The sequence below is a fragment of the Mesorhizobium sp. M7A.F.Ca.CA.002.09.1.1 genome, assembly GCF_003998555.1.
Classification (GTDB): domain Bacteria; phylum Pseudomonadota; class Alphaproteobacteria; order Rhizobiales; family Rhizobiaceae; genus Mesorhizobium; species Mesorhizobium ciceri.
The window spans coordinates 1-3,237 of sequence record NZ_RZRR01000662.1; the positions used below are offsets into that span (position 1 = coordinate 1).

Here is a 3,237-nt window from a genome sequence, read left to right on the forward strand (position 1 = left end):
CCGCTCCAGCGGCCAGCGCTGGAGAAAATCGGCGGCTTCGCTGACGCTGTCGATCTCTTCGATCTCATCTTCCACCCGCACTTTGAGCGGCACTCCGGTTTTCATCGTACCCACGGCGTTCACCTTCGCTTTGCGCGCGGCTCCAGCTACCGCACCCATAAACGCGCCCCGCTGGGGGCCGGTTGCATCAATTTTTCGGGCGGCGCCCGCTCCTCACGGGCTAGCCACCGCATCCAGCCAGTCATGGGCGCGGCTTTTGGGCCTGTCGACCAGGATGTTCTGCTGCTTGGCCGCCCTGGTGAAGGCGTCGAACGCGATGCGCTGGCAGCAGATGCCGTCCACGGCGAGCGTAACCAGCCGGGAAGCCTCGAGATAGCCAGGCGCTGTCTTGTCGGGCCATTGGTGGCGCAGTGCCTCGGCGGCTCCGGCCACCGAACTGACCAGCATGGTTTTGTTGTCGCAAAAGCGCACGGTAACCGGCATGAAGGCTGTCATCGGCGAACCTCCCCTTGGCATGGACGCGACATAACGTCGAAAGCTCGCGCCGGTTCCATCAGCCTGGATGCCGGACGACAGGGATGCTGGCGCGGCGGCGAAGAGGCGACGACCTCCGGTTCATTGAAGGCCAACCGAGCAGCGCTCCGCTCCGCTCTGCCACCGCGTGGGAAGATGCCCGGCAGGGCCGAGGGCGCGCGAAGGATCGCCACGTGCCGGCCTCCCACCACCATCCCAACCAGGAGCCTCCCATGAGCAAAAAGACCAGACCCGCAAAACCGCAGGCGCCGAAATTGCCGAAGGGCGAGGCCGAGCAGGTGCGCATACGCCGCGAGATCGGCCATGATTTCGCGCTCAGGGATGACGCCCTCGGCCGCAAGCGGCTGGCAGCGGGCACGCTGGAGGCTGCGCGTGTCTACGAAGTGTCGAATGACGGCTACGCCGCGACCGGCGGCATCGTGCGGCTGCGCGCCATCGATGCGCTCGTCGGCATCACTTCGCTGTCGCGCCAGCAGCGCGAGGCAGGCCTGCGCTACCGCGAGGATTTCCGCTGCAGTCAGCAGGCTGATGTCAAGCCGATGCGCTGGACCGAGCGCATCGACGGCGGCCGCGAGGGCGGCGGCATCGCCGACAGCGTTCTCGACGCCGGCAGGGCCTATGCCGCCGCCACAAGAGCGCTAGGCCATTGGGAGGTGGCCGCCGTGGTACGACAAGTCTGCTGCGCGGACGGTTCCCTCAAGCGCCTGTCCGAGCAGACCGGCGAGGGCCGGAACGTGGTGACGAAGCTGCTGAAGGTGGGGCTGGATTTGTTGGCAGTGCATTACGGGATGATGATGAGGAGGCGGGTGGGGTGAGCGGCGCAAATATCCGGCCGGCGGCGCCGGCCGGATCATTTTTCACAGGATCAGATCATCGGCAGACGCGGATTTCCTCGACGATCCTGTGGTGATGGCGCCAATGCTTGACCAGTGCGATGTGGCAACGGTGGTGACGGTGGTAATAGCGCGGCCTGTAGCCGTTGTCATAGGCGTCGTACTGGTAATAAGGGCGATAGTAGCGATCGCCATAGTCGTAACCATTGTAATAATCGTCGCCGTAATAGTCGTCTGCATAGCCGCCAATGCCGATACTGATACGGCTGCGGGCGTCGGCGGGGGCGATCATCGCCGCCGCCGAAGCAATGGCGATAACCGAAACAAGCAGGAGCTTTTTCATAGCTGCCTCCTTTTCAAGGTTAGGCTAATATATAACTGCCGAGTTGCAGCCTCGTTCCACAGATTCGTAAGATGTGACGAACAATACAGACCGGGGCGCAGATGCCCAGGCGCCTAAAACAAGGCCCTCTCCAATGGCCCCGCCAGTGTCTCGGCAAAGCCCGTCGCCAGATGGTGCCTGTCACGAAACGCCAGCTTGCCTGATATGACGACGTGGCAGGAGGTCGGGCCGCAGAATTGGTTGGTGAGGTCGATGTAGCGGGTGTCGGGCACGCTGGTCACCACGGCGCGCTCGGTGGCGGCGGTGCTGTCGTTGGCGGCTTCGGCCCTTGGCGTGTCGCAGTGCGGCGAGGGTGCCTCGCGCCACCACAGGGTGCGCGCCACGCAGGAGCCGGCGAAGCTGGCGTTGATCGGCGTGTCGCGGATGACTGCCGTCTCGACACCGGCCCGGCTGAAGGCCTGCAAGGTCGAGCGCAGGCCGGCCTGCCAGCGCGCCACTTCGGCGGTGCGTTCGGCGGCGGGCAGATCGCGGGTCAGATTGCCGATGGAAAATTCGGAGATCACCACCAGGCGCGGCTTGCGGCGGATGATCTCTGATATGGCCTGCTCGCGCCAGGCGTCGCATTCGGTGTAGTCGCGCTTCAGCACCGTGTTGAAGGTGGAGAGCCGCGAGGCGCGGCACGATGATTTGAGGTAGGTGACCACCTTGGTGTCGTTGCGCCTGGCTGCTTCGATCAGCGGCGTCGACCAGTGGTCGGCGTGCGAATCGCCAAACAGCACGATGGTGCGGGTGGCATCGGCCGGGCCGAATGTGCAGGGTTTCGGCGTCACCGTTTGGAAGTCGGCCAGGCAGTTCTTGTCGACGGCCCGCGCGATGGAAGGTCTTTCGGCCGCCTGCTCGATGCCGCGCTGCTCGGGACCGATGTTGCGCGTGGCCAGATGCGCATTGGCGTAGGCGACCGCCACGCCGGCACCGGTCAGCGCCAGCGCGGGTGCGAGCGCGCGAGCGCCCACCGTCAGCCAGGCGCCGCGTCGTGCCGGGTTCTCGATGAGGTGATAGGTGAGCACCGACAGCGCCAGCGCCAGCACGCCGCAGCCCAGCCGCTGCGGCACCGTAAGATCGGGCGTCAGCATCCCGGCGTAGACGATGACCGGCCAGTGCCAGAGATAGAGCGAATAGGAGAGCGTGCCGATCCATTGCAAGGGCGGCAGCGACAAAGCGGTGGCCGGGCCAAGGACGTGCCGGTCGGTCCGCCCGTTGGTCTGTTCCCCGCAGCCGCCGCTCAGCAGCACCAGCACGGTGCCGGCAACCGGCAGCAGTGCATACCAGCCGGGGAAGGGCAGGTCCTCGCTCAACAGGCGATAGGCGGTCGCAATCAGCGCCAGGCCGAGCCAGCCAAGGGCTGGCCGCAGCCAGATGCGGTGCTGCAGCAAAGCCATGGGGACCAGCGTCGCCAGGCCGCCGGCAGCGAACTCCCAGGCGCGCAGCGGCGAGAAATAGAAGGCCCAGGCCGGCGCCGCGCTGGTC

4 protein-coding genes are annotated in these 3,237 nt (G+C 65.9%); 1 reads left to right on the forward strand and 3 read right to left on the reverse strand.

All coding sequences use genetic code 11. From position 1 onward, the window contains the following. Positions 1-213: 213 nt before the first annotated feature. Positions 214-495 carry a DUF982 domain-containing protein gene (locus EN994_RS24030; RefSeq protein ID WP_013530587.1) on the reverse strand — a complete coding sequence of 94 codons (282 nt, stop codon included), beginning with the start codon at positions 493-495 and terminating at the stop codon, positions 214-216. Positions 496-746: 251 nt separating this feature from the next. Between EN994_RS24030 and EN994_RS24035 the strand changes: the two genes are divergently transcribed. Next, positions 747-1,349 carry a DUF6456 domain-containing protein gene (locus tag EN994_RS24035; RefSeq protein ID WP_063168642.1) on the forward strand — a complete coding sequence of 201 codons (603 nt, stop codon included), beginning with the start codon at positions 747-749 and terminating at the stop codon, positions 1,347-1,349. Between the two features lie 55 nt (positions 1,350-1,404). On the opposite strand, the gene EN994_RS24040 is transcribed toward EN994_RS24035, so the two are convergent. Together EN994_RS24040 and EN994_RS24045 are read right to left on the reverse strand one after the other, a co-directional pair. Then, a complete protein-coding gene (locus EN994_RS24040) occupies positions 1,405-1,710 on the reverse strand; it encodes a hypothetical protein (RefSeq protein ID WP_027160843.1) in 306 nt (101 codons plus the stop codon). A gap of 113 nt (positions 1,711-1,823) precedes the next feature. Next, positions 1,824-3,237: acyltransferase family protein (locus tag EN994_RS24045; protein WP_164746127.1), on the reverse strand; the 1,414-nt coding region annotated here is incomplete at its 5' end.